The following is a 24,252-nucleotide window of genomic DNA, read 5'->3' as shown; positions in this document are numbered from 1 at the left end:
CGTCCGGCTGATCTGGTCCTGTACGTCGCGCTGAGCGGCCTTCTCGGCCTCGCCCTGGGTCAGGAACCGCCGTGCGGGCAGGGCGGCCCGCCGGCCCGAGGGCAGGCGATGAGCGCCCGCGAGACGAACTGCCGTGCCTTCGAGTAGTAGCCGTGGACGACATCGTTGCCCGAGGTCAGGAGAAGCGTCTCGCGGGAGCGCTGTAGTCGGTCCCAGACCGGGAAGTGTTCCTCGTCGGCCGGCGGGTTCTGGGTGAGCTCGCTTTCCAGCCACGCCACCGCGTCGTCCGCGACGGCGTACGTACCCCGTACCTGGGCCCGAGGGCGTCCGAGCCAGTCCTTGATCTCGATGGGCGGATAGTCGGCGGGCACCTCGCCCCGCCGGATCGCCGAGTCCGGATAGGACCGGCCGGTGTACGCGTACGCGTGCCAGTGGTGCTGCGTCACCGGCGCAGCGTATCCACGGGGATACCCCTCATCCGGCACGGGACACGGCCCTCCGTGCGAGTTCGGCCATTCTCGCGGGCTCCTCCAGGATCAGCGCCCCGACCAGGTATTCACGGGTCCAGCGGACGGCTTCCTCGGGGGTTCGCAGGAGCCTCGCGGGCGGGATTTCCGCGCGCAGCGCGGGGTCCGCCAGGGCCCGGGCGAGGAGGTCGCGGGTCATCTCCTCCGCCAGCCAGTGGAACGTCCGCTCCTTCAGCGCGAAGGTGAGATGCAGGGACGTCTCGTCGCCCTCGGTGTACGGGGAATGGACGAATCCCCGGGGCAGCCAGAACACGTCGCCGGGCTCCAGGGTGAAGGTCTGCTCCGGTGGTGTGTTGGCGAGAAAGTGCCGTTCCTCGGAAGTGAACCCCCGTTCGAGGAAGTTGTCGTGCTCCGTCGTCGGGTTCTCGACGAACGGCGGATGGAGCGGCCAGGTCTTGCGGCCGGCGAGCTGCGCGATGAGGGTCACGTACGGGTCGTAGTGGTACTTCAGCCCCTGGGCGCCGGGCGGCGTCATGACGGTTCGTGAGGGAGTGGGAGAGTCGGGGAAGGGAGCGGGGCCCGTCACCGCGTGCGGTGACGGGCCCGGTAGGCGGGTCAGACGACCGGTTCGGCCCTGGTCGGCCACTCACGCGCGAACGCCGTGACCTCCACCGCGCAGTCGACGGCGGCCGATTCGTCGTGCCGGGGACCCGCGCCCGTGTAGTGGTCGAACCATCGGGCGAGGTGCGCGCAGAGCGTGCGTCCCGGGGCCGGTTCGGGGCGGGTGCGCAGTCCGTGGTCCACGGAGAGGACCTGTGCCGCGGACTCCCCGGGTGTCACGGGGCGAGCCTTCGTACGGGAGCGGTCAGGGCGCGGATCCACTCCCGTTCGGCCTCGGTGGGCGCGCGCAGGTCCGCCGGTTCCGGATTCCACTCGCTGCCACCGTACGGCGGACGCAGATACAGGGCCCCGTGGTCGTCGAGGGCCGTCACCTCGCCGATGCGGGGCGGCTGCCATCCGGTGTCCACGACGAACGAACCGACTGCGGGCAGCGGGCTGGAGCCATTGAGGGGCGCGTGGGAAGAAAGGCGCGCCTGCTTATCTGACAACACAACTCCTCTCTGTAGCGGATTCGCTACCAGGAGTCGTCAGGCTGGCGTAAGGCCGGACTGTCTTCAACTGGTCATACGCGAAGGGGGACTTGCGTGAATCGCAAGGAACTGAACCCGGAGAACGGCTCGCTGGCGGCCTTCGGAGCGCGCCTGCGCGTGGCGCGCGGGGCCAGAGGGTGGACGCAGGGCGAACTGGGCGAGCGGCGGGGGTACTCCGGTAAGCATGTCTCGGCCGTGGAAATTCTCTGGAAATCCCCCATTCTTCGTTTCGTGAGGAGTCTGGATCGGATTTTCGGAGCGGCGGGAACCGACGATTCGTTCGAGCGGGAGTGGCGGGAAATCCGGTACGGATAGCTGCTCGCGGGGTTCCCGGAGTACGTGCGGTACGAGGCGCGGCTGACGCAGATCCGGCTCTACGAGGTCGGAGTGGTGCCTGGCCTGCTCCAGACCGCTGAGTACGCTGCCGCCATCGCCGAGGGCCATGTCCGGCGGGGTGCGATCACGCCGGAGCAGGCGGAGGAGCGGGTGTCCCTGATCAAGGACCGGCAGGCGGCCCTCGTCCGGACCGCCCTTCCGTTGATCTTCGTGGTTGTGGACGAGAGTTGCATCCGGCGACCCGTGGGCGGACCGGGCGTGATGAACGCCCAGTTCGACTGGCTGATCGAGTTCGCAGAGCGGCCGAACACCAACCTCCAGGTGGCTCCGTGTGGCCTCGGGTGTCGACGGCCGCTCGGCCTTTTCGAGTCCTCCTACATCAGAAGGTTCTGGACGGTCCCGTCCTGGACGTCTCCGTCGCCGCCTTCTCCTCCTTCGTCGCGAGCGTCAAGCGCGGTCGCTGACCGACGAAAGGGCGGCCCCCACCTCTCCGGTGGGGGCCGCCTTTTCGCGTGTGCGGCTGCCGCCGCCCGCCGGGCTATTGGGTGACGTTCTGGCAGAGCGCGTAGACGGTGATGCCGCCGACGACGCCGGTCAGGCTGCCCTGCCAGCCGACGGCGTTGCCGCCCGAGAGGACCGGGGCGTTGATGTCGAAGGCGGTGCCGCTGAGCCCCGAGATGGCGCCGCCGGTGGCGATGTCACCGGGGTTGCACATCGCCGACGTCGTGTTGGTGGCGTTGGAGGTGACGACGTAGTTGGTGATCGACGTGGGAGTTCCCTGAGGCCCCTGGACACCCGCTGTGCCCTGCGGGCCCTGGACGCCCGGCGAACCCGGATCCCCCTGCGGCCCGGCGCCGCCGGTGGTGCCCTGTGGTCCGGTGGCTCCGGCGTTGCCCTGGGATCCCTGCACGCCTTGCGCGCCCGGATCCCCGGCGACGCCCTGCGGCCCGGTTGTGCCGATGTCGCCCTGCGGTCCCGTGGCACCGGTGTCGCCCTGTGGACCCGCCGCGCCGGTGGTGCCCTGCGGACCGGTGGCTCCGGCATCGCCCTGGAATCCCTGCGTGCCTTGGACTCCTGGGATCCCGGGCAGGCCCTGCGGGCCCGTCGCGCCGGCGTCGCCCTGCGGGCCGGGCGTCCCGGAGGTCCCCGGAAGGCCCGGTTCACCGGGGACACCCTGCGGGCCCGTCAAGCCGATGTCGCCCTGTGGGCCCGTCATCCCCGGAGTGCCCGGAGTTCCCGGCTCGCCGGGAACACCCTGCGGGCCGGTGGCGCCGACGGCCCCCTGGGGGCCCTGCGCGCCCGCCGGGCCCGGTTCGCCGGGGACGCCCTGCGGCCCCTGCGCGCCCCCCGCCTCCCCGGACGGGCCCTGGGGGCCCTGCGGTCCCTGCGGCCCCTCGTGGTCGTGATCATGGTCGCTGTCGTGTCCGTAGTCGCCGTCATGGCCGTGTCCGTAGTCGTGGTCGCCGTCGGCCGGGCCCAGGGCACCCATGGGCCCCGGCAGTACGACACCGCGGCCGCCGTCGGCCCGGTGGATCGCGTCGGCGACGGCCACCGCGCCGGAGGCGACATTGAGGGACACGGCGAGCAGGCCGGCCGACACCAGGGTCACGGACCTCAGGCGGGAACCTCTGATGGTGCTACGGCTCACGGGGGAACCCTCCTCGGGCTTCCAGGGAACGGGCCGCGGGTGCGCGAACTGCCACGTCACCCCAGGGCCCCGGGACAAAACCAGCTCTCCCAGACCATCACCGGTGCACGCGAAGGCGGCCCCCACCGGAAGAGTGGGGCCGCCTTCGTATGCGTACGGCTGTGGTTTTGGCGGTGTGGCGTTACTTGCCCGGCTTCGGGAGCGGGGACGCCGCCGCCGACTGGGGGGAGGACAGGGAGCCGAAGACGGACGGGGCGTTCATGCCGGCCGTGGGGTCGGCGCCGGCGGGGGGCGCGTCGAGGGGCAGGCCGCCGACGATGCTGATGCCCTCGGCGTCGAGGGCGCGCTTGACGCGCCAGCGCAGTTCGCGTTCGACGCCGAGCCGGGTGCCCGGCATGGTCTTCGCGGCGACGCGCAGCGTCATCGAGTCGAGCAGCACCTCGGTCAGACCGAGCACCTCGACCGGGCCCCACAGGCGCTCGTTCCACGGCTCGTCCTTGGACATCGCCTCCGTGGCGTTCACGATCACCTCGCGGACGCGGTCGAGGTCCTCCGTCGGGCGGACGGTGACGTCGACGGCGGCCGTGGCCCAGCCCTGGCTGAGATTGCCGATGCGCTTGATCTCGCCGTTGCGGACGTACCAGATCTCGCCGTCCGCGCCGCGCAGCTTGGTCACCCGCAGGCCGACCTCGATGACCTCGCCGGACGCGACGCCCGCGTCGATGGAGTCGCCGACGCCGTACTGGTCCTCCAGGATCATGAAGACGCCGGACAGGAAGTCGGTGACCAGGTTGCGCGCGCCGAAACCGATGGCGACACCGGCGACACCGGCGGAGGCGAGCAGCGGCGCCAGGTCGATCTTGAAGGCGCCGAGGATCATCAGCGCGGCCGTGCCGAGGATCAGGAACGAGGCGACCGAGCGCAGCACGGAGCCGATGGCCTCCGAGCGCTGCCGGCGGCGCTCGGCGTTGACGAGCAGACCGCCCAGGGCCGTGCCCTCGACCGCCTGCGCGGACCGGTTCATGCGGTCTATCAGCTTGGTCAGGGCCTTGCGGACCAGCATCCGCAGGGTCAGGGCGACGATCAGGATCAGGATGATCTTGAGGCCGGTGTTCAGCCAGGTGGCCCAGTTCTGCTCCACCCAGCCGGCGGCGTCCGTGGCACGTTCGGCGGCCTCGTCCAGGGTCACCGGAACGGATGTCCGGTCGTCGGCGGTCGATGGCGGCGGGGCGGCGAGCCAGGACACGGGGGACAAGGGGGGACCTCCAAACAGGCGTACGCAATCCCTCCACAGTAACGGGGGACCGTACGGGTGCCCCGGACCGTGTGTGCGGAGTGCGCGGGGGCGGGCACAGGGCGTACACGGGGTGTACGAGCGAAAGACGGGCGCGGGCCGGGGACGACTCCCTGATGCCCGTGGATGTGGCCGAGAACACCTCGCGGGCTTTCCTTCAACGTGGTGGCGTACGGACCGGGCATGAGGGGAGACTGGGATCAGTTTCGTCCCGGCGCGAGCCACGCGCCGCCGGCGTATGGGAGGCACCGTGCCGCATGTCCTGGTCCTCAACGCGTCGTACGAGCCACTCGGCGTCGTACCGCTCCGTCGCGCACTCGTCCTCGTCCTGGAGAGCAAGGCACTCTGCCTGGAGGAGTCCGGCGCCTTTCTGCACAGCGAGAGCAGCGTGATCGCCGCGCCCAGTGTGGTGCGGCTCAAGCGTTTCGTACGGGTCCCCTACCGGGGGCCCGTTCCGTTGACCCGCAGAGCCCTGTTCGCCCGTGACGGCGGACGCTGCGCGTACTGCGGTGGCGTCGCAACCAGCGTCGACCACGTCATTCCGCGCAGCCGCGGGGGGACCCACGTCTGGGAGAACGTGGTGGCGGCCTGCCGCCGCTGCAACCACCTCAAGGCCGACCGGCACCTGCGCGAACTGGGCTGGCGGCTGCGGCACCAGCCCTCTCCGCCGACCGGCCTGGCCTGGCGGATCATCGGCACCGGCCACCGCGACCCACGCTGGCTGCCGTATCTCCAGCCCTATGGCGCGGACGACGCCATGGCCCGGATCGACTCGGTCGTCACCGCCCCCCAGCAACCGCAGGGGGTCGTGGCGGCGAGTTGAGCCGGGCCTTTCGCGTTCGGGGGGGGGGTCGGCGGGTTCGGCGGCTTCGGCGGCTTCGGGGGTTACGGGGGTTACGGAGGCGACGACGGCTCGGAGACCGCCTCAGCGGCTTCGGGAGCATCGGAGGCTTCGGGGGCTTCGACGGGGCGCACGCGCACGGCCGCGCGCCCCGGAGACGCTTCCACGCGCCTGCCGCCCGCCGACTACCGCCCCGCCGCCCGCTGACTACCGCCCGCTGACTACGGCCCTGCCGTCCCGGCGCTCGGGTACGGCGGTCAGCCGGCGTCCGGCTCCGTCACCGCGTACGCCTCCACGGACCACAACGAGTAGCCGTACTGAGTCGCCCGCGCGTCGCCCTGGATCCGTACGAAACGGGTGTCCGGCGCGTCGAACCGGACCGACTCCACCCCGCCCCGGCCGTCCGCGACCGTCGCCGCCGTACGCCAGGTGCTGCCGTCGGCGGAGACCTGGACGCGGTAGTGGGCGGCGTACGCGTCCTGCCAGTGCAGTACGAGGCGGCCGACCCGGGCCGGCGCCGCCAGCTCCATCTGCCACCAGGCGCCGTCCTCGGCCGGCGAGGACCAGCGGGTCGCCGGATCGCCGTCCAGGGCGGAGGCGGCGGGGAAGTCGGGCGTCTCGTCGCCGGACGAGGCGGCCATGGCCGTACGGGCCAGATCGGGGCCGCCGGTACGCGGGAACGCCCGGACCGTCAGCACCCGCTCCTGCCCGGCGAACGCCACGGGGACCGCGTACGAGCCGGTCGGCACGTCCGCGCCCACCGACACCTCCAGCGGCACGGTGGTACGGGCGCCGCGCGGCACCACGGCCTCCCTGGCCGGCTCCTTCGGCAGCCGCACCGTGATGCCCTTCGGCGGGCGTACGGTGAGCGCCCCGCGCACCTCGGACGCGCGCCGCCCCGTCAGGGTGACGTCCACCCGCTGGGCCGGGCCGCCGGACTCGGCGTCCGTCTCGGTACGGGCCAGGTCGAGCCCCGCGCGCGGTTCGTCGGCGAACCACGGCACCAGCGAGCGCACCCGCCCCGGCGGGCCCGTCCACACGATGCGCAGGGCGTCCGCCCGCAGCCCCTTCAGGTCCGCCTGGGTCCAGCCGGAGGCCGCGAGCGGGGCGAGCCGGCGCCAGCCCTCGCCGGGCACCCGCGCCTCCAGCCGTCCGACACCGACGGGCCCGCCGCCCTTCGTGCCCGCCTTCGTGCCCGCCTTCGAGCCCTCCGCGCTCCCCTTCTCGCCCTTCGTGCCCTTCGTGCCGGCCTCGGGGTCCCCGGAGCCCTTGGCGGGCTCGGCGGGTGCGGCGGGCTTGGCGGGTTCGACCGGTTCGGTCATCACGGTCAGGGTGTCCAGCGGGCGGGAACGGTCGAGGCGGAGGGTGTACGCCTGGTCCGTCGTCTGTACGGCTCCCGCGCCCGGCGCCGTGCCCTCGCTCCCGGCCCCGGCCCCGTCCGTGCCCGTACCCATGCCCGTACCCGCGCCCGCACCGGAGCCCGTGTCCGCGCCCGCACCCGTGCTCGTGGGCCGATGGGCGGCGGGTTCGCCGCCCGGCCCCCGGTCCGCGCCCGTCCAGGCCGCCGACTCCTTCGCCGCGCGCGTCAGGAAGGCGTCGAGGACGCCCTTGCCGACCGTCACCCCGCCCGGCCGCAGCCCGGCGCGCTGCCGCTCCAGTTCCAGCTGGGCCCGCCACGCCGTGGCGCCCTCGCCGCGCGCCTGGGCGAGCAGCATGTCCACGGCGGCCTCGCCCGCCGCGCCGTACCGGGCGAGCCGGTCCAGCCACGGTCCGGCCTCGGTGCCCAGCGCGCCGCCCTGCGTGTCCTTCAGACGCGCGGGCGCCTGCCGCATGACGGTGAACGCGGCCCGCAGCTCGCGCCCCGCCTTCTCCCGCGCCGCCGCCGCGCCCTCGCCGGTGCGGGCGCGGCCCGCCCAGAAGGCGTCGAGGAGCGGTTTCAGATAGGCCGACTCTCCATGCGGGTCGAGCAGAGAGGAGGTGCCGTTGCCGGCGAGCGCGCCGAGCGCCTCGCGGGCGGCCGGGTCGGGGCCCGCGAGGTCGTCGACGGCGGCCCGCCAGGACTCCTCGGGGTGGTAGCCCTTGGCGTTCCAGGCGAAGTCGGCGACGGTGAACAGCGGCACGCGGGAGGCGGTGGCCTGTTCCATGGCGGTCGCGAGATATCCGGCGGACCCGGCGGCCACGGCCGGCTCGCGGCCGGTCGCGGGGCCGAGGAACAGCCGGTCCTGGGCGTAGTCGTTGACCGGGTAGTCGTCCATGGTGAGCAGCGGGTGGCGCAGCGCGTCGCGGGCCCCCGCCAGCTCCTTGCCGGTGATGGTGCGAGGCACCACCCCGACGCCCGTCCACGCCACCTCCACGCGCGCGTCCAGGGCTTCGGCGAGCGCGGTGCGGTAGTCGGTGGCGCCGTCCTGGTAGTACTCGGTCGGCAGCAGCGACAACGGCGCCGCGCCCGGGTGACGGGCGGCCAGATGCCGGGCGAGGGCGTTCGCCACGCGCGCGTGGGCACGGGCGGCGGCCCCGGGACCGCGCCCGAAGGCGTCGGCGTCGCCGGAACAGTGCCACTCGCTGTAGCTGACGTCCTGGAACTGGAGCTGGAACGCCCGCACCCCGAGCGCCCACATCGCGTCGGTCTTCTTCTTCAGCGCCGCCAGGTCCTCCTCGGAGGACAGACACATGGCCTGGCCGGGCGAGACCGCCCAGGCGAGCGTGACGTGGTTGGCCTCGGCCCGCGCCGCCAGCTCGCGGAAGGCCGCCCGCTCCGCCGTCGGGTACGGCTCGCGCCACAGCGCGCCCCGGTACGGGTCGTCGCCGGGCGCGTAGAGGTACCGGTTCTGCTTGGTGCGGCCCAGGAAGTCCATCTGGCCGAGCCGTTCGGCGGACGACCAGGGGCGGCCGTAGAAACCCTCGGTCAGCCCGCGTACGGCCGAGGTGGGCCAGTCCCGGACGGTGACGCCCGGCACGACCGCCCCCGCCCCTGCCCCTGTCTCTGTCCCCGCCTTCGCGCCCGTCTTCGTCTTCGCCCCTTCCCCCGGACGGGTGATGAGTTGACGCAGGGTCTGTACGGCGTGGAAGAGGCCGTCCTGGCCGGCGCCGGCCAGCGCCACCGTGTCCCGGCCCGCGAAGCGGCCGGTGGCCAACCGGTAGCCGCCGGCGGGCAGATCGCCCCGCTCGCGCGCGCCGAGCGCGCGCAGGGCCGCGTCGGCGTCCGGATGCTCGTCCGTCCCCAGCCGGAGTACGGGGCCGCGCCCGGGCAGTTTCTTGTGCACCGTGCGTACGCCGGAAGCGTGAAGGAGCGCGCGCAGCGCGGAGACGGCGTGCGGGTCGGTGCCGGGCGGGGCCACCAGGGTGACTTCGGTGCCGAGCCGGACGGCGGGCTCACGGGTCGCGGCGAGCGACTGGGGACGCGGCCAGACGGACGGGACGTCCCCCTGAGCGGTCCGGTCGGTCCGGTCGGTCCGGTCGGCCCGGCCGGGGGCCGTGGCGGGAGCGGGATCGGCGGCGGGACCGGAAGGCGTGGTGGGTCTGACGGGCGTGACGGGCGTGACAGGTACGTCGGGGAGGAACGGGGCCGCGGGGCTCGCGGGGGCGGCCGAGGCGGCGCCCGGAACGGCCCCTCCGAGCAGCCCGCCGATGATCGCCGCCGCGACGGCCGTCGCGGTCCGCTTGCTCCGCCCGACGCGCACGCGGATCTCCTCTCGCTTCCCCCCTGGGTCACAAGTCGGTTACGAGCCCACCACTCGGGCCGACGGGGTGTCAATGCGGCTGGTCGATGTGTCCGCATTGCCTGGTGCGCTTTCGGCGGGGTGGCACTCTTTCGCCGGATCCCGCCGGTAAAACGGGCGGCGGGGGGTAGATCTTGTTGTGCCATCCCGCCCGGCGCCGCCTCGCGGCGCCCCGCGCCGACCCGCCCGCGCCGCCGAACGAACCGGGAGACCCCGTGACCGCCACCGACCCCGCCGGCACCCCCACCCTCGCCTCCGCCCGGATACACATCCCGGCCCAGGGCCGCACGCTGCCGCTGACCAGCGAGCCGCCCCTCGCCGACGTCGCCCCGCTCACCAGCGAACCGCCTCTGGTCGAGGCGCCACCCCTCACCAGCGAACCCACCGTCCGCGCCGCGGCGGGAGGTTCGGAGTCCCCCGGAGTGTGACGTGACCCTGGCCCGTCTCGCCGCCCTGCACGGCGTCGCCACCGAGTACGCCCCCTCGCGCGGTGTCACGGTCGCCGTGCCCGAGGCCACCGTGGTGGCCGTCCTGCGCGCCCTGGACGTCGACGCGAGCACGCCCCAGGCGCGCGCGGCGGCCCTCGAAGCGGCGGAACGGGCCGAGCGGGAACGGCTGCTCCCGCCCACCGTCGTGCTCTGGCGCGACGAGCCGAGGGAACCGAGCCCCTCGAAAGGGCACAAGGAGCCGCAGAAGGAGCCGCAGGGCCGGGAGCAACCGGGACGGCCGGGGGCGGCGGGCGAGACCGGACAGCCGGGGCGCCGCCGGAACCACAGCGGTGACCCGGACGCCTCGAACGTCCCGCCCGGCCCCGGCATCCCGCCCGGCCCGCCCGACCCAAGTGGCCCCAGCGGTCCCAGCGGCCCCAGCGGCCCCAGCGGCCCCCGGCCGCCGACCGGCCCCTACGCCCTCCGGCTGCCGACCGGCACCCGTGTCACCGTCACCACCGAGGACGGCCGCACCCTCACCGGCCGGAACTGGCGCCTCCTCCCGCTCGGCGTCCACCGGCTCTCCGCCCAGGCCCCCGACGGCCGCGCCGGCACCGCCACCCTGATCGTCGCCCCCGCGCGCGTACCCGCCCCGCGCGGCCGCTCGTACGGGCTGCTCGTCCAGCTCTACTCGCTGCTGTCCACCCGCTCCTGGGGCATGGGCGACCTGGCCGACCTCGGGGAGCTGGCCGACTGGGCGGCCCGTACCCACGGCGCCGGATTCGTGCAGGTCAACCCCCTGCACGCGGCGGTGCCCGGGGCGCCGTCCGACCCCTCCCCGTACCGCCCCTCCTCGCGCCGCTTCCCCGACCCGGTCCATCTGCGGGTCGAGGACGTTCCCGAGTACGCGTACGTCGACCCGGCCCGCCAGAGCGAGCTGGAGCGGATCGCGGCCGACGCCGCCGAGCTGCGCGAACGGGTACTCGACAAGGGCGCCCTGATCGACCGCGACGCGGTCTGGGCGCTCAAGCGGCGCGCCCTGGAGCTGGTCCACACCGTCGACCTCGGGCCCGGCCGGCGGGCCGCGTACCACGACTTCCTCGCCGAACGCGGCCGCGCCCTGGAGGACCACGCCACCTACCAGGCCCTCGCCGAACGGCACGGCCCGCACTGGCGCCGCTGGCCCGAGGAGCTGCGCGACCCGCGCCACGCCGAGACGGCGGTCCGCGCCGACGCCGCGCTCGCCGCGCGCGTCGACTTCCACTGCCGGCTCGCCTGGCTGACCGACCAGCAGCTCGCCGCGGCGGCGGCGACCGCCCGCGCCGCCGGCATGGCGGTCGGGATCGTGCACGACCTGGCCGTGGGCGTGCACCCGGACGGCTCCGACGCCTGGGCGCACCAGCACGTCTTCGCCGCCGGCATGTCGGTGGGCGCCCCGCCCGACGCCTTCAACACGAGCGGCCAGGACTGGGGCTTGCCGCCCTGGCGCCCCGACGTGCTGGCCGCCGAGGGCTACGCCCCGTACCGGGGGCTGCTGCGCGAACTGCTGCGGCACGCCGGAGCGCTGCGGATCGACCACGTCATGGGCCTGTTCCGGCTCTGGTGGGTCCCGGAGGGCGGTACGCCGGACCAGGGGACGTACGTACGCCACGACGCCGAGGCCATGCTGGCCGTACTCGCCCTGGAGGCCCACCGGGCCGGGGCGGTGGTCGTCGGCGAGGACCTGGGGACGGTCGAGCCGGGGGTACGGGAGGCGCTGGCCCGGCGCGGGGTGCTCGGCACCTCGGTGCTCTGGTTCGAACGCGACTGGGCCGGGGACGGCGCGAGCGGCGCGGGCGGGGACGAGACCGGCGGCGATCAGGGGAGCGGGCGGCCGCTGCGGCCGGAGGAGTGGCGGGCGGACTGCCTGGCCACCGTCACCACCCACGATCTGCCACCCACCGCCGCCCGGCTCACCGGCGGCCATGTGACGCTGCGGCACCGGCTGGGCCTCGCGGGCGGCGACGTGGCGCGCGAGCGGGTCCGGGACGCGGCCGAGACCGCCGGGTGGCTGGGGCTGCTGACCCGGCTCGGGCATCTGCCGGAGGGGCCGGGCGACGAGGTCGCGGAGATCCGCGCGTTCCACCGCTTCCTCGCGGCGACCCCGGCGCGGCTGGTCGGGGTGTGGCTGCCGGACGCCGTGGGCGACCGCCGGCCGCAGAATCTGCCGGGGACCTGGGACGCGTACCCGAACTGGCGACTGCCCCTCGCGGACCCCGAAGGACAGCCCCTGACCCTGGAGGAACTGGCCTCCTCGCCGCGCGCGCACGACCTCCTCGGGGGGCTCGCGGAGCGCTTCGGGGCTCATACGGCACCCCCGGGCGCGCGGCCCGTTTAGGTGTTCGCTACTTTTGCACCGTGGACAAGAAGAACGCTCTGCGCGCCGGCGCCGTCGCGGCCGGTACGACGCTGATGATGCTGCTCATGTCGTCTCCCGCGCTCGCGCTGGTACGCGACGACGGTGACGACCCGGCCCCCAAGCTCGAGGTCATCGAGACCCTCGGCCTTTTCGTGGCCGCGCCGATCGGGCTGTTCCTGGTCATCGCCGGCCTGGTGATGCTGCTCGACAAGTCCAAGAAGAAGGCGTAAGCCTCACTCGTTCTGACGCGAGGGCGCCGCGCGGTACACCCGTACCACGCGGCGCCCTCGCATGTCTTCATGCCCTTCGGGAGCGGTCTTTCGGGGGCCTGGCGCTCCCCGGGCGCGGCCGTACGGGCCCGCCCGACCCGCCGTGTCCGCCCGACCCGCCGCGCCCGCGCCCGTACGCGTACGGCCGTCAGCCCGTCGTGGCCAGCAGTTTCCGCAGCAGCCCGGCCAGCTGCTCCGCCTCCTTCGGCGTGAGCGCCGCCTCGACGGCCCCGCGCTGACGGCCGAGCCCGGCGCCGACGGCCTGGTCCACGAGAGCGCGGGCCTCGTCGGTGAGGGTGACCCGCAGCCCCCGCCGGTCGTTCGGGTCGGGGTTACGGGTGATCAGTCCGGCCCGCTCCAGCTTGTCGAGCCGGCCCGTCATCCCGCCCGTCGTGATCATCAGCGTGGCGGTCAGCTCGCGCGGGGAGAGCGTGTACGGCTCGCCGGAGCGGCGCAGCGTGGCGAGGACGTCGAACTCGCCCAGGGACATCCCGCCGTAGGGCTTGTACGCCTGGCCCATCTCCTCGCGGATCGCGGCCGAGATCCGGTTGATCCGGCCGAAGACGGCCATCGGCAGCGTTTCGAGATCCGGGCGGACGGCGGCCCACTGGTCGGTGATGGCGTCGACGGCGTCGTGCTCGGGGCGGGTGGCCTGGCCGGGCGTGGTGTTCTCCATGAGATCAGTTTCCCCTCTCCCTCAAGTCGATGACAAGAAAGCCACTTGCACGCAAGTAGCTTAGTGCTAAGTTAATTACCGCCAAGCCGAATGGCGGGGCGGTGTGGAGGGCGCGACCCTCGCGTCCCACGCCCGCCCGACGGCTCGGTAGTCCGGCAGCCGTATCCCAGGGGGGAACCCGTCATGCCCAGCAAGGCCGCCACCGTCGCCCTGACCGCCCTGGCCCCGATCTCCTGGGGCTCGACCTACTTCGTCACCACGGAGTTCCTGCCGGCCGACCGGCCGCTGTTCACCGGACTGATGCGGGCCCTGCCCGCCGGGCTCCTGCTCCTGGCCCTCACCCGCAAGCTGCCTCGCGGCGCCTGGTGGGGGAAGGCGCTGGTGCTCGGCGCGCTGAACATCGGCGCCTTCTTCCCGCTGCTCTTCCTCGCCGCCTACCGGCTGCCCGGCGGTGTCGCCGCCGTCGTCGGCTCGGTCGGCCCGCTCTTCGTCGTCGGCCTCGCGGCCCTCCTGCTGGGCGACAAACCCACCCTGAAGTCCCTGCTCGCCGCCATCGGAGCCGCGTTCGGCGTCAGTCTCGTCGTCCTGAAGGCGGGCGCGGCCTTCGACACGGTCGGCGTGCTCGCCGGTCTGCTGTCCGCCCTGTCGATGTCGGCGGGCACCGTCTTCACCAAGCGCTGGGGCCGCCCCGAAGGCGTCGGCGCCCTCACCCTCACCGGCTGGCAGCTCACCGCAGGCGGTCTGCTCATCGCGCCCCTCGCCTTTCTGATCGAGGGCGCCCCGCCGGCCCTCACCGGCACCCACCTGGCCGGCTACGCCTACCTCGCCTTCGGCAACACCGCGATCTCCTACTTCCTCTGGTTCCGGGGCATCGGACGGCTGAGCGCCTCCTCGGTCACCCTGCTCGGCCCGCTCTCCCCGATCACCGCCGCCGTCATCGGCTGGGCCGCGCTCGGCCAGGCCCTCGGCCCCGTCCAGATCGCCGGCATGCTGATCGCCTTCGGCGCCACCCTGGTCGGCCAGCTGTCCCCGCGCGCCACCGGTACCACCGGCACCCCGCGCGCCCCGCAGACCCCCAGCACCCCCACCGGTCCGGACGCTGCCCCGAACGGCCCCACGGGCGCGAAGGGCGTGCGGAACACGGCGGGGGACACGGAGGGCGCGCGGGAGCGAGCCGGGGAGGAAACGTTCGGCCGTACGGAACGGAACGCCCGGGAAGTATCGATGGACCCGGAGGTTTCCGCGGTGCGACGGTAGGAGTATGAGCCCGACCGCAGCCGAGCGCTCGACCGCCACCGAGGGGCCGGCGTCCACGGGGATCATCCCGAGTGGCGCCGGCCCCGGTGTGCTGCTCGCCCTGCTCGCCACCGTCGTCTGGTCCGGCAGCTTCGTCGTCGCCCGGGCCCTGCACGAGACCGTGCCGCCCGTCCAGAACGCCTTCTGGCGCTGGATCATCGCGATCGCCGTCGTCGCGCCCTTCGCCGCCCGCGCCACCTGGCGGCAGCGGCATCTCCTGCGGCGGCACCTCGGCTATCTGGTCCTTGCCTCGCTGCTCGGCATCACCGTCTACAACACCCTGGTCAACGAGGCAGGAGAGACCACCCCCGCCGCCAACATGGGCATGATCATGGCCGCCTCGCCGGTCCTCATGGCGGTGTACGAGCGGCTCACCGGCACCCGGCTCGGCATCCGGCGCACCACCGGCATGGCCATCGCCTGCGCCGGCGTCCTGCTCCTCGTCGGCCGGGGCGGCTTCCCCACCCACTTCGGCTCGGGCGACCTGTGGATGTTCGCGGCGGCCCTCGCCTTCGCCGCGTACAGCGTGCTGCTCAAGCGCCGCCCCGAGGAGATCGACGGCGCGGTCTTCCTCCTCACCACCTTCCTGCTCGGCACGGTGATGCTGCTGCCGGTGTACGTGGTCAGCCTCGTCCTCCAGGGCGGCTTCGCCTTCGCCACCGGCACGGTCGGTCCGCTCGTCTACGTCGGGATCTTCTCCTCCGCCGTCGCCTTCTTCGCCTGGAACCGGTCCATCGCCCTCATCGGCGCCGCCCGCGCCGGGGTCGTGTACTACCTCCAGCCGGTCTGTGTCGCGCTGCTGTCCTTGGCCCTGCTCGGAGAAACGTTGAGCCTGCTCGGCGTGGGCTGCATGGCGCTCATCCTTGGCGGGGTGGCGCTCAGTTCCGCCCGATAGGTTGCCGCTCATGACCGAGTGGGACATAAAGAAGCTCCGGATCCTGCGCACCCTGCGCGACCGGGGCACCGTCACCGCCACCGCCGAGGCGCTGCGCATGACCCCCTCGGCCGTCTCCCAGCAGCTCACCAACCTCGCCCGGCAGCTCGGCGTCCCGCTCCTGGAGGCGCACGGCCGCCGGGTCCGGCTCACCGGGGCCGCGCATCTCGTGCTGCGGCACGCCGAGGCCGTGTTCGCCCGGCTGGAACGGGCCGAGGCCGAACTCGACGGACTGCTGCGCGGCGAGGCGGGGCAGGTGCGGGTCGCCGCCTTCCCGACCGCCGTGCCCGCGCTCGTCGTCCCCGCCGTACAGGCCCTGCGCACCGCCCACCCCGGGCTCGACGTCCGGATCCGCGAGGCCGAGGCGGCGGAGTCGTACGACCTGCTCGCGGCCGGCGAGGCCGACCTGGCGCTCTCGCTCGCCGCCCACGCGCCGACCGCCCGGGACCCGCGGTTCAGCCGTGTACCGCTGCTCGCCGACCCGCTCGACGTCGCCCTGCCCGTACGGCATCCGCTGGCCGAGGCGCCCGGCCTCCGGCTGGCCGACCTGGCCGCCGAGCCGTGGATCTACGGGGGCTCCGGGCCCTGGTCGGAGATCACCACGGCCGCCTGCGAGGCCGCCGGGTTCGTACCGGAGCGGGCGCACACCGCCGCCGACTGGACCGCGATCCTCGCCCTGGTCGAGGCCGGGATGGGGGTCGCCCTGGTGCCCCGGATGGCCGCCGCCGAACGGCGCACGGGGGTGGGCTCGGGCGTCGTCATGCGGGTCCTCTCCGCCGACCGGCCGCGCCGCCATGTCGTCGCGGCGGTACGGCGCGGGGCCGAGGGCCGGCCCGGGGTGGCCCGGGTGCTGGCCGCGCTGCGGCAGGCGGCCGTACGCCGGGAGGCGTAGCGACGGGCCGCCGGGGGAGCGGCCGGGGAAGCCGCCGGAGGGACGGGGGAGGGGCGGGGGAGCCGGGCCGGTCCGGAGCGACGGTTCAGCGGGGCTGAAAAGACCTGTCGAAAACATGCGATGGACCCGGGGGAGCGGGGGCGGCACAGTCGACGCATGAGTCTCGACGAGAGCGCAGCCACCCAGGAACAGGACCAGGACCCCTACCAGCGCGATCAGGCCCAGGCCCAGGCCCAGGCCCAGGCCCAGGCCCAAACCCAGGCCCAAACCCAGGCCCAGGACGACGACCCGCACGCCAATGACGCCGCGCCCTACGGCGGCGGGGACCCGTACGCCGACTACCGGGCCGGCGACTTCCCGTTCACCGAACTCGTGGACCTGGCCGACCGCCGCCTCGGCGCCGGGGTCGTCGCCGCCAACGACGAGTTCTTCGCCGAGCGCGAGAACCTGCTCCTGCGCGAGCGCGCGGTCTTCGATCCGGAGCGCTTCGGGCACAAGGGCAAGATCATGGACGGCTGGGAGACCCGGCGCCGCCGGGGCGCCGACGCCGGCCACCCCTTCCCGGCGCCCGGGGAGCACGACTGGGCGATCGTCCGCCTCGGCGCGCCCGGCGTGGTCCGAGGGATCGTCGTCGACACCGCCCACTTCCGGGGCAACTACCCGCAGCGGGTGAGCATCCAGGCCACCGCCCTCCCGGGCGCCCCGAGCCCGGCCGAACTCCTGGACGCGAAGTGGGAGGAGCTGCTGCCGCCCACCCCCGTGCGCGGCCATGCCGCCAACGGCTTCGCGATCACCGCCGAACGCCGCTACACCCATCTCAAGGTCTGCCAGCACCCCGACGGCGGCATCGCCCGGCTGCGGGTGCACGGCGAGGTCGTGCCGGACCCCGAGTGGCTGGCCGTCCTCGGCACCCTCGACCTGGTCTCGGTCCTCAACGGCGGGGTGTACGAGGACGCCTCGGACCGCTTCTACTCCTCGCCCACCCAGATCATCCTGCCCGGCACTTCCCGCAAGATGGACGACGGCTGGGAGAACCGCCGCCGCCGGGTGCGCGACACGAACGACTGGGTACGTTTCCGGCTCGCCGCCCAGGGTGCCGTCCGCGCGGTCGAGATCGACACCGCGTACCTCAAGGGCAACGCGGCCGGCTGGATCGCCCTCCAGGGGCGCGACGGCGAGACGGGGGAGTGGTTCGAGATCCTGCCGCGCACCCGCCTCCAGCCCGACACCCTCCACCGCTTCCGGCTCGACGCGCCGGCGGTCGTCACCCATGTCCGCCTCGACGCGTTCCCGGACGGGGGCGTCGCCCGGATGCGGCTGCACGGCGAACTGACGGAGGAGGGCGCGGCCCGACTGGCGTCCCGGTACGCGAGCCTGACGGGCTGACGGGCTGACGGGCTGACGGGGCGACCGGGCTGACGGGCTGACCAACCGGCAGGCCGGGCCGACGGGCGTCCGGGCAGGCATATGCCAGCCCAGGCACCCCGAAACGGAACAGCACCCCAGGCATATGCCCGGGGTGCTGTTCCGTCTGTCGTACGCCCTGACCAACCGGTACGGATCAGGCCGCGGCCGCGTCCGCCGCCCGCGCCTTCAGCGCGCGCTCGATGCCCGCGCGGCACTCCGTCACCATGCGGCGCAGCGCCGGAACCGGCTGGTGCTCGGCGATCCAGGCGTCCGTCGCGGCCAGCGTCTCCTCGGAGACCTGGAGCGTCGGGTACAGGCCGACCACGATCTGCTGCACCATCTCGTGGCTGCGGGTCTCGGAGACCTGCTTGATGGCCGCGAAGTACTTCGCCGTGTACGGGGCGAGCAGCTCGCGCTGGTCGGTCTGCACGAAGCCGCCGATGACGGCCTCCTGCACGGCGTTCGCCAGCGTGTCGCTCTCCACGACCGACGCCCACGCCTCGGCCTTGGCGGCCTCGGTGGGACGGGCCGCGCGGGCCGTCGCGGCGTGCCGCTCGCCCGCCGCCGTGCGGTCGCGCTCCAGCTCGGCCGCGATCTCCGGCTCCTCGAACCGGCCGGTCGCCGCGAGCCGCTGGACGAACGCCCAGCGCAGCTCGGCGTCCACGGCCAGGCCGTCGACGCTCGCGGAGCCGTCGAGCAGCGCCGCCAGGAGGTCGAGGTCGGCGTCCTCGCGGGCGGTCGCCGCGAAGGCCCGCGCCCAGGCCAGCTGGTGGTCGCCGCCCGGCTCGGCCGCCCGCAGCTGCTCCAGCGCGAAGGCGCCCCAGCGGGCCAGGCCCTCGGCACGGAACTCCGGCGCCGCGTACAGCTCCAGCGCCAGCTTGGTCTGCCCCTGGAGCGACTGGACCACGCCGATGTCGGTCTCCTTGGCGATGCCGGAGAGCACCAGGGCCAGGTAGTCGCGGGTGGCCAGCTCGCCGTCGCGGGTCATGTCCCAGGCGGAGGCCCAGCACAGCGCGCGCGGCAGCGACTCGGTGAAGTCGCCCAGGTGCGCGGTGACGTTCTGCAGCGACACCTCGTCGAGCCGGACCTTGGCATAGGACAGGTCGTCGTCGTTGAGCAGCACGACCGCCGGCCGCGGCCGGCCCACCAGCTGCGGAACGGCCGTCAGCTCGGCCGCCTCGATGTCCAGCTCCAGACGCTCGGTGCGCACCAGCTTGCCGGCCTCGTCGAGGTCGTAGAAGCCGATCGCGATCCGGTGCGGGCGCAGCACGGCCTCGCCCTTCGCGCCGGCCGGGAGCGCCGGGGCCTCCTGGCGGACGGCGAAGGCGGTCAGCGCGCCGTTCTCGTCGGTCTCCAGCTCGGGCCGCAGGATGTTGATGCCCGCGGTCTCCAGCCACGCCTTCGACCAGGACTTGAGGTCACGGCCGGAGGTCTCCTCCAGCGCGCCGAGCAGGTCGGCGAGCCGGGTGTTGCCGAACGCGTGGCGCTTGAAGTACGCCTGCACGCCCTGGAAGAACTCGTCCTGCCCGACGTACGCCACCAGCTGCTTGAGCACCGAGGCGCCCTTCGCGTAGGTGATGCCGTCGAAGTTGACGAGCACGTCCTCCAGGTCGTTGATCTCGGCCATGATCGGGTGCGTGGACGGCAGCTGGTCCTGGCGGTAGGCCCAGGTCTTCTCCGCGTTGGCGAAGGTGGTCCAGGCGTTCGGCCAGCGGGTGCCCTCGACGGATGCCTGGCAGGCGACCGAGGTGAAGGTGGCGAACGACTCGTTCAGCCACAGGTCGTTCCACCACTCCATGGTGACCAGGTCGCCGAACCACATGTGCGCCAGCTCGTGCAGGATCGTCTCGGCACGGCGCTCGTACGCGGCGTCCGTCACCTTCGAGCGGAACACGTACTGGTCGCGGATGGTGACCGCGCCCGCGTTCTCCATCGCGCCCGCGTTGAACTCCGGGACGAACAGCTGGTCGTACTTGGCGAACGGGTAGTCGTAGTCGAACTTCTCCTGGAACCAGTCGAAGCCCTGACGCGTGACGTCGAAGATGTGGTCGGCGTCGAGGTACTCGGCCAGCGACGGGCGGCAGTAGATGCCGAGCGGCACGACCTGGCCGTTCTTGCCCTCGTAGGTGGAGTGCACCGCGTGGTACGGACCGGCGATCAGGGCCGTGATGTACGTGGAGATGCGCGGCGTCGGCGCGAACTCCCAGACGCCGTCCTTGCCGTCCGGGGTCGGGCTGTTGGAGATCACGGACCAGCCGTCGGGGGCCTTCACGGTGAACCGGAAGGTCGCCTTCAGATCGGGCTGCTCGAAGGAGGCGAAGACGCGGCGGGCGTCCGGGACCTCGAACTGCGTGTAGAGGTAGACCTCGCCGTCGACCGGGTCGACGAAGCGGTGCAGGCCCTCACCGGTGTTGGTGTACGCGCAGTCCGCGACGACCTTCAGCTCGTTGGCGCCCTCCTTCAGGTGCGGCAGCGCGATCCGGGAGTCCCGGAAGACGGCGGCCACGTCGAGGGAGTGCCCGTTGAGGACCACCTCGTGAACGGCGGGGGCGACGAGATCGATGAAGGTCTCGGCTCCGGACTCGGCGGAATCGAAACGGACGGTGGTGACGGACCGGTAGGTGCCGCCCTCCCGCGCACCGGTGAGGTCCAGGTCGACCTCGTACGCGTCCACGTTCAGCAGCTTCGCCCGCTGCTGCGCCTCTTCACGGGTCAGGTTTGTGCCAGGCACCCGGTCAACTCCTCGGTTTCGTGATGTTTGGCCCATCCTTCCACGGTGCCGACCGGGGGCGCACGGAACATTTCCCAGGGCGAACAACGGATGCGCGCGGGCGTACGCGGGCGAGGCGGCGGGCGCGTGCGGGGGCGAGGCCCGGGGCGCGTACGGAGGGAACGGCGGGTGGGTACGGAGGAACGGCGGGCAGCGCGAAGGGCGGCCACCCCACCGGGGTGACCGCCCTTCCGTACGCGTGTGCCGGGGTCAGCCCTTCAGCTCGGCCGCGACCAGCTCCGCGATCTGCACGGCGTTGAGCGCCGCGCCCTTGCGCAGGTTGTCGTTGGACACGAAGAGCGCGAGACCGTGCTCGACGGTCTCGTCGACCCGGATACGGCCCACGTACGAGGCGTCCTTGCCGGCCGCCTGGAGCGGGGTCGGGATCTCGGACAGCTCGACGCCCTCGGCGTCCTTCAGCAGCTCGTAGGCGCGCTCGACGCCGATCGGGCGCGCGAAGGACGCGTTGATCTGGAGCGAGTGGCCGGAGAAAACCGGGACGCGGACGCAGGTGCCGGAGACCTTGAGCTCCGGGATCTCCAGGATCTTGCGGGACTCGTTGCGGAGCTTCTGCTCCTCGTCGGTCTCGTGCGAGCCGTCGTCGACGAGGCTGCCGGCGAGCGGCAGTACGTTGAACGCGATCGGGCGGCGGTAGACGCCGGGCTCCGGGAAGGCCACGGCCTCGCCGTCGTGGGTCAGCTCGGTCGCGCGGTCGGCGACGGCCTTGACCTGGCCGTCCAGCTCGGCGACACCGGCCAGACCGGAGCCGGAGACGGCCTGGTAGGTGGTGGCGACCAGGGTGGTCAGCTCCGCCTCCTGGTGCAGCGGCTTGAGCACCGGCATGGCTGCCATGGTGGTGCAGTTCGGGTTGGCGATGATGCCCTTGGGGCGGTCCTTGATCGCGTGCGGGTTGACCTCGGACACCACCAGCGGGACCTCGGGGTCGCGGCGCCAGGCGGAGGAGTTGTCGATCACGACGGCGCCCTGCGAGGCGACCTTCTCGGCGAGCGCCTTGGAGGTGGCGCCGCCGGCCGAGAACAGCACGATGTCGAGACCGGTGTAGTCGGCGGTGGACGCGTCCTCGACGGTGACGCCGTCCAGGACCGTACCGGCGGAGCGCGCGGAGGCGAAGAGCCGCAGCTCGTCCAGCGGGAAGTCGCGCTCGGCCAGAATCCTGCGCATGACTGTGCCGACCTGACCGGTGGCTCCGACGATTCCGACCTTCACGGGGACTCCTCCGTAGGGATGTGCAGGTGATGCGGGTGATGCCGCTTTTCCATCATGCGTATGTCCCCGTATCGCTTGTCCAATCCATTGTCCAAGGAGCGGACGGCTCCGGCGCGGCGGGGCGGTGGTGGACGGCGGTGGGGCCGCGGCGGGCGGAATCGGCCCAGGTCGGGGCCGGTCGGGCCCGGTCGACGGGGGAGTGCGGGCCGGTCACTGCTCCACCAGCAGCGCCCAGCGCACGGTCGGCGGCGCGGTGATCCGTACGGTGTCCAGGTCCGGGGCGGTCGCCGTATGCATCTCGTTGCGCGTCACGGTGACCTTGCCTTCGACGCAGTCCTCCTGGAACTCGGTCCAGGTGGGGGAGAGCCGTACGGTCATCTTTCCCCTGCCCTGGCACGCGGCCTCGACGGCCAGGGGCTCCGCGCCGGGCTTCTTGGCCACGGCCAGTTCGGCGCTCCCGGTGCGCGGTCCGACGCGGAGGAGGGCCTTCTTGCCCCTCGGCTCAAGGGCGTGGACGACGGCTGCCGAGGCGTCGCCGGGGGCTCGCGTGCCTGTCGCCGCCGGCGCGGGTGCCGAGGAAGGTGCCGTCGAGGAGGGGGATGCCGCAGCGGCCCCGCCCCCGGCACTGGTGCATCCGGTCACGAGCAGCAGCAGCGCCGCCGTGCCCGCGAGCGCGGCGGCCCTGGTGCGGGAGCCCGCTCTCCCGCCCTTGACTCCCCTGGACACGGATATGGCCACGGCCATGGACATCCCCTCCCGTTTCCCGGCTCCGAAGGCGCCGGACAAGGGAAACGCTAGGCAGCCGGAAGGCGTGAGGAGGGGAATCGCCCGAGCCCTGAGGAGAATCTGATCTTCCGGGGCGGAGATCCGGCCAACCCGCACCGCCGGGTGAGACCTCCGGCCTCGGGGGTGAGGCACCCGCTTAGGCCTTCAGGGGCAATCCGGGAGAAACGCCGATGAGATGAACGATTCAATCCGCATGGCGTGATCTCGAAGTTTCTAGGGTTGCCCCCGCGAACCGGAGCGACAGTCCTCGCCCGAAGTGAGAGGGAGACCGTAGATGCCCGAGATCAACATCGAACTCACGCCTGAGACCCAGAAGCAGTTCAGTGAAGGGAACTGGTCGCTCTACGGCTTCAAGGCCGTGAGCGCCGGCGGCGCGACGAACGGCCGTCCTGTGGTGTGGTTCGGGACCAGCGACCTCCTGGAAACCGTGACCGTGGACTGGCAGGAGAGTTACGGCACCTTCATCGCCACAGGCCACGAGATCCCCAGCGGTGTCATCAAGACATCGACCAAGCGGGACATCAAGCTGGGCCAGGTCATGACCGTCTCGGCGAAAGGCAGTGTGTCTCTCAGCACCACCAACGCCGTGGCGGGCAGCATTTCCGTGAAGAGCGAGGCGACCAAGCTGTACACCACGGGTGTCTCGCAGACGAATGTCAACGGGGAGATGCTGCCTATCGCCGCCTTCCCGCTCCATGGGCAGACCACCGTGGTCATGAAGCCGATGAACATCGTGCTTCTCACGTTCGCGAACACGGACCTCTCGAATTCCTTGGTCAAGGAGACCGCGATCGCCAAGAGCGTGATCGTCGACATGACCGAGAACGCGAAGCCGGTGAACATCGGCTACACGATCAACGTGGGATGGGATACGAGGGGGCTGACCAACGTGGAGCATGTGGAGACCAACGCGGACATCGTGGGCAAGCTGATCCTCTAGCGGATGTCCCACGGGGCGCGGGAGCGGCCGGTTCCCAAGGGCCGTCAGGAGCCGGCCGCCGCGACGGACCGGCACCCGCGAGCCGCCACGACACCGTGCCCCACGGAATCACCACGCGAGACATCCTCCCGCTTCTGGAGAGCGGGATTCCCAATCCGTCCGGCGGGTGGCACCGCCCGGACCACACAGCTTCCCGATCACTCCCCACCGGCCGGGCGAGGGCTCTAACCTCGGTGGATGCGAACCGAGTTGCGGGTGGCGGCCTACGCCGTGTGCGTGCGGGACGGGGCGATACTCCTGGCCCGCTGGGTGGCGCCGCACGGCGTCCGGCAGTGGACGCTCCCCGGCGGGGGCCTGGAGCACGGCGAGGATCCGGTCGAAGCGGTCGTCCGCGAGGTCGAGGAGGAGACCGGGTACGCGGCCGAGCCCACCACCCTGCTCGGCATCGACTCCATCCGCCGCACCTGGCCGCGCCGCCTCGGGGCCGTCGGGGACTGGCAGGGGCTGCGCATCGTCTACGAGGCCCGGATCACCGGCGGCGAGCTGCGCGCCGAGAGCAACGGTTCCACCGACCTCGCCGCCTGGCATCCGCTCGACACGCTGCCCGGTCTCGACCGGCTCCCGCTCGTCGACGTGGGCCTCCGGCTCTGGCGCGACCGGCCGCCGCTCGGCCGCTCCCCGTCCGCCGACCCGGCGGACGGCTGAAAACGGCTCAACCGTCCCGAACGGTCTCAACCCGGCGCACCCTCCCGCGGTCCTGTCCCACCAAGAAC

Annotated in this window: 21 protein-coding genes and 1 pseudogene; 11 read left to right on the top strand and 11 right to left on the bottom strand. The window is 73.1% G+C overall.

Translation table 11 applies throughout. The annotated features are described in order from the left end of the window. Window positions 1–59: 59 nt before the first annotated feature. From ABZ990_RS22260 to ABZ990_RS22245, 4 genes are all read right to left on the bottom strand, one after another. Entirely contained in the window at window positions 60–446 is a 387-nt protein-coding gene (locus ABZ990_RS22260; RefSeq protein ID WP_361234155.1) for a hypothetical protein, read from the bottom strand. Between the two features lie 28 nt (window positions 447–474). After that, window positions 475–1,002, bottom strand: a complete 528-nt coding sequence (locus tag ABZ990_RS22255) for a cupin domain-containing protein (RefSeq protein WP_361234152.1) — start codon at window positions 1,000–1,002, stop codon at window positions 475–477. Between the two features lie 80 nt (window positions 1,003–1,082). Continuing rightward, window positions 1,083–1,307 carry a hypothetical protein gene (locus ABZ990_RS22250; protein WP_361234149.1) on the bottom strand — a complete coding sequence of 75 codons (225 nt, stop codon included), beginning with the start codon at window positions 1,305–1,307 and terminating at the stop codon, window positions 1,083–1,085. Then, window positions 1,304–1,495, bottom strand: coding sequence for a hypothetical protein (locus tag ABZ990_RS22245; protein WP_361234147.1), 192 nt, complete (start codon window positions 1,493–1,495; stop codon window positions 1,304–1,306). Before ABZ990_RS22245 ends, ABZ990_RS22250 begins: the two co-directional genes overlap by 4 nt. Window positions 1,496–1,672: 177 nt before the next feature. On the opposite strand from ABZ990_RS22245, the pseudogene ABZ990_RS22240 reads away from it, so the two are divergent. Continuing rightward, window positions 1,673–2,308, top strand: a pseudogene (locus ABZ990_RS22240) (helix-turn-helix transcriptional regulator); the annotation flags it as partial. Window positions 2,309–2,492: 184 nt separating this feature from the next. On the opposite strand, the gene ABZ990_RS22235 reads toward ABZ990_RS22240, so the two are convergent. Beyond that, window positions 2,493–3,602 carry a hypothetical protein gene (locus tag ABZ990_RS22235; RefSeq protein WP_361234144.1) on the bottom strand — a complete coding sequence of 370 codons (1,110 nt, stop codon included), beginning with the start codon at window positions 3,600–3,602 and terminating at the stop codon, window positions 2,493–2,495. Window positions 3,603–3,783: 181 nt separating this feature from the next. Continuing rightward, on the bottom strand, window positions 3,784–4,848 hold the full coding sequence (locus tag ABZ990_RS22230) for a mechanosensitive ion channel family protein (protein ID WP_361234191.1): 1,065 nt from the start codon (window positions 4,846–4,848) through the stop codon (window positions 3,784–3,786). A 298-nt stretch (window positions 4,849–5,146) separates the two neighbouring features. Here ABZ990_RS22230 and ABZ990_RS22225 point away from each other — a divergent pair, with 298 nt between their 5' ends. After that, window positions 5,147–5,719, top strand: coding sequence for an HNH endonuclease (locus tag ABZ990_RS22225; RefSeq protein WP_361234141.1), 573 nt, complete (start codon window positions 5,147–5,149; stop codon window positions 5,717–5,719). A 275-nt stretch (window positions 5,720–5,994) separates the two neighbouring features. Here the strand turns inward: ABZ990_RS22225 and ABZ990_RS22220 are convergent, their stop codons facing one another. Then, window positions 5,995–9,417 carry a beta-N-acetylglucosaminidase domain-containing protein gene (locus ABZ990_RS22220; RefSeq protein ID WP_361234137.1) on the bottom strand — a complete coding sequence of 1,141 codons (3,423 nt, stop codon included), beginning with the start codon at window positions 9,415–9,417 and terminating at the stop codon, window positions 5,995–5,997. Between the two features lie 176 nt (window positions 9,418–9,593). Here ABZ990_RS22220 and ABZ990_RS22215 point away from each other — a divergent pair, with 176 nt between their 5' ends. From ABZ990_RS22215 to ABZ990_RS22205, 3 genes are read left to right on the top strand one after another with little or no spacing between them, the layout of a single operon-like run. Continuing rightward, complete coding sequence (locus tag ABZ990_RS22215; RefSeq protein ID WP_361234188.1) at window positions 9,594–9,884, top strand: hypothetical protein; 291 nt, start codon at window positions 9,594–9,596, stop codon at window positions 9,882–9,884. Between the two features lies 1 nt (window position 9,885). Further along, window positions 9,886–12,261: a 4-alpha-glucanotransferase gene (gene malQ, locus ABZ990_RS22210; protein ID WP_361234134.1), complete on the top strand. Its 2,376-nt coding sequence runs from the start codon at window positions 9,886–9,888 to the stop codon at window positions 12,259–12,261. A gap of 20 nt (window positions 12,262–12,281) precedes the next feature. After that, on the top strand, window positions 12,282–12,512 hold the full coding sequence (locus ABZ990_RS22205) for a hypothetical protein (RefSeq protein WP_361234132.1): 231 nt from the start codon (window positions 12,282–12,284) through the stop codon (window positions 12,510–12,512). A 187-nt stretch (window positions 12,513–12,699) separates the two neighbouring features. Here ABZ990_RS22205 and ABZ990_RS22200 read toward each other — a convergent pair whose 3' ends face one another. Then, on the bottom strand, window positions 12,700–13,227 hold the full coding sequence (locus ABZ990_RS22200) for a MarR family transcriptional regulator (protein WP_361234129.1): 528 nt from the start codon (window positions 13,225–13,227) through the stop codon (window positions 12,700–12,702). A 183-nt stretch (window positions 13,228–13,410) separates the two neighbouring features. Between ABZ990_RS22200 and ABZ990_RS22195 the strand changes: the two genes are divergently transcribed. From ABZ990_RS22195 to alc, 4 genes are all read left to right on the top strand, one after another. Next, a complete protein-coding gene (locus ABZ990_RS22195; protein ID WP_361234126.1) occupies window positions 13,411–14,484 on the top strand; it encodes an EamA family transporter in 1,074 nt (357 codons plus the stop codon). Between the two features lie 4 nt (window positions 14,485–14,488). Continuing rightward, window positions 14,489–15,418, top strand: a complete 930-nt coding sequence (locus ABZ990_RS22190) for a DMT family transporter (RefSeq protein ID WP_361234123.1) — start codon at window positions 14,489–14,491, stop codon at window positions 15,416–15,418. A gap of 10 nt (window positions 15,419–15,428) precedes the next feature. Further along, window positions 15,429–16,349 (top strand): LysR family transcriptional regulator, encoded by a 921-nt coding sequence (locus ABZ990_RS22185; protein ID WP_361234120.1) that lies wholly within the window; start codon window positions 15,429–15,431, stop codon window positions 16,347–16,349. Window positions 16,350–16,505: 156 nt separating this feature from the next. Further along, a complete protein-coding gene (gene alc, locus ABZ990_RS22180) occupies window positions 16,506–17,735 on the top strand; it encodes an allantoicase (protein ID WP_361234117.1) in 1,230 nt (409 codons plus the stop codon). Window positions 17,736–17,910: 175 nt separating this feature from the next. Here the strand turns inward: alc and pepN are convergent, their stop codons facing one another. The 3 genes from pepN to ABZ990_RS22165 form a co-directional block, all read right to left on the bottom strand. Further along, window positions 17,911–20,487 carry an aminopeptidase N gene (gene pepN / locus ABZ990_RS22175; protein ID WP_361234114.1) on the bottom strand — a complete coding sequence of 859 codons (2,577 nt, stop codon included), beginning with the start codon at window positions 20,485–20,487 and terminating at the stop codon, window positions 17,911–17,913. A gap of 249 nt (window positions 20,488–20,736) precedes the next feature. Beyond that, window positions 20,737–21,753 (bottom strand): aspartate-semialdehyde dehydrogenase, encoded by a 1,017-nt coding sequence (locus ABZ990_RS22170; RefSeq protein ID WP_361234112.1) that lies wholly within the window; start codon window positions 21,751–21,753, stop codon window positions 20,737–20,739. 210 nt (window positions 21,754–21,963) lie between these two features. Then, window positions 21,964–22,497 (bottom strand): hypothetical protein, encoded by a 534-nt coding sequence (locus ABZ990_RS22165; protein WP_361234109.1) that lies wholly within the window; start codon window positions 22,495–22,497, stop codon window positions 21,964–21,966. 316 nt (window positions 22,498–22,813) lie between these two features. On the opposite strand from ABZ990_RS22165, the gene ABZ990_RS22160 reads away from it, so the two are divergent. Together ABZ990_RS22160 and ABZ990_RS22155 are read left to right on the top strand one after the other, a co-directional pair. Further along, complete coding sequence (locus tag ABZ990_RS22160) at window positions 22,814–23,479, top strand: hypothetical protein (RefSeq protein WP_361234106.1); 666 nt, start codon at window positions 22,814–22,816, stop codon at window positions 23,477–23,479. A 237-nt stretch (window positions 23,480–23,716) separates the two neighbouring features. Beyond that, window positions 23,717–24,184 carry an NUDIX domain-containing protein gene (locus ABZ990_RS22155; protein ID WP_361234103.1) on the top strand — a complete coding sequence of 156 codons (468 nt, stop codon included), beginning with the start codon at window positions 23,717–23,719 and terminating at the stop codon, window positions 24,182–24,184. The last annotated feature ends 68 nt before the right edge of the window (window positions 24,185–24,252 follow it).

This window comes from Streptomyces sp. NPDC046203 (assembly GCF_040646255.1).
Lineage (GTDB): Bacteria > Actinomycetota > Actinomycetes > Streptomycetales > Streptomycetaceae > Streptomyces.
Note: the sequence above shows the minus strand (reverse complement) of the source record. Positions and strands in the feature narration are given on the sequence as shown.

What these genes read in the sequence shown, in the direction of transcription:
- ABZ990_RS22255 (WP_361234152.1), bottom strand. Translation starts at nt 1,002, where the DNA reads ATGACGCCGCCCGGCGCCCAGGGGCTGAAGTACCACTACGACCCGTAC.
- ABZ990_RS22200 (WP_361234129.1), bottom strand. Translation starts at nt 13,227, where the DNA reads ATGGAGAACACCACGCCCGGCCAGGCCACCCGCCCCGAGCACGACGCC.
- ABZ990_RS22195 (WP_361234126.1), top strand. Translation starts at nt 13,411, where the DNA reads ATGCCCAGCAAGGCCGCCACCGTCGCCCTGACCGCCCTGGCCCCGATC.
- ABZ990_RS22190 (WP_361234123.1), top strand. Translation starts at nt 14,489, where the DNA reads ATGAGCCCGACCGCAGCCGAGCGCTCGACCGCCACCGAGGGGCCGGCG.
- ABZ990_RS22185 (WP_361234120.1), top strand. Translation starts at nt 15,429, where the DNA reads ATGACCGAGTGGGACATAAAGAAGCTCCGGATCCTGCGCACCCTGCGC.
- alc (WP_361234117.1), top strand. Translation starts at nt 16,506, where the DNA reads ATGAGTCTCGACGAGAGCGCAGCCACCCAGGAACAGGACCAGGACCCC.
- ABZ990_RS22165 (WP_361234109.1), bottom strand. Translation starts at nt 22,497, where the DNA reads ATGGCCGTGGCCATATCCGTGTCCAGGGGAGTCAAGGGCGGGAGAGCG.
- ABZ990_RS22160 (WP_361234106.1), top strand. Translation starts at nt 22,814, where the DNA reads ATGCCCGAGATCAACATCGAACTCACGCCTGAGACCCAGAAGCAGTTC.
- ABZ990_RS22155 (WP_361234103.1), top strand. Translation starts at nt 23,717, where the DNA reads ATGCGAACCGAGTTGCGGGTGGCGGCCTACGCCGTGTGCGTGCGGGAC.